The 580-nt window shown below is 27.1% G+C and carries 1 protein-coding gene; it reads left to right on the plus strand.

Annotated features, from left to right (window positions below; all coding sequences use genetic code 11):
- Positions 1-133: 133 nt before the first annotated feature.
- Positions 134-511: a GxxExxY protein gene (locus B0A68_RS24280; RefSeq protein ID WP_035685063.1), complete on the plus strand. Its 378-nt coding sequence runs from the start codon at positions 134-136 to the stop codon at positions 509-511.
- The last annotated feature ends 69 nt before the right edge of the window (positions 512-580 follow it).

Below are 580 nucleotides of genomic sequence, written 5' to 3' on the forward strand. Positions count from 1 at the left end.
AAGTTTTTTTAAGCTTTGCGATTTTTTTTAAGTTGTTTTTAATCTCGCAAAGGCACAAAGTTTTTTTTAAGCTTTGCGACTTTTTTAATGTTTATAATTTTATATTTGTAGGTTTTTACTTTAATTTATTAAAATGACTGAAAACGAAATTTCTGCTATTGTAGTTGATGTTTGCTATAAAATACATGTAAAACTTGGTCCAGGGTTGTTAGAATCAGTTTATGAGGCCATTTTGCATCATGAGTTAACGAAAAAAGGATTGAGTGTAGAAAGACAAAAAGTATTACCTGTTATTTGGGATGCAATTCATCTTGATATCGGTTTTAGAGCAGATTTAATAGTAGAGAATAAAGTTATTTTAGAAATAAAATCAATAGAACAACTAACGGATATCCATGCAAAACAGGTCTTGACTTATCTTAAAATCACAAAAATGAAGCTAGGTTTACTTATAAATTTTAATGTACCAATAATTAAGTTTGGTATAAAAAGGGTAGTTTCAAATCTTTAATTGAACACTTAAAAAAACTTAAAATAAAAAGCAAAGTCGCAAAGCTTTAAAAAAAACTTTGCGACTCTG

Origin of the sequence: Flavobacterium reichenbachii (genome assembly GCF_002217435.1) — a bacterium.
Taxonomy (GTDB): domain Bacteria; phylum Bacteroidota; class Bacteroidia; order Flavobacteriales; family Flavobacteriaceae; genus Flavobacterium; species Flavobacterium reichenbachii.

Coding starts and splice junctions, on each gene's coding strand:
- B0A68_RS24280 (WP_035685063.1), top strand. CDS start 134: ATGACTGAAAACGAAATTTCTGCTATTGTAGTTGATGTTTGCTATAAA.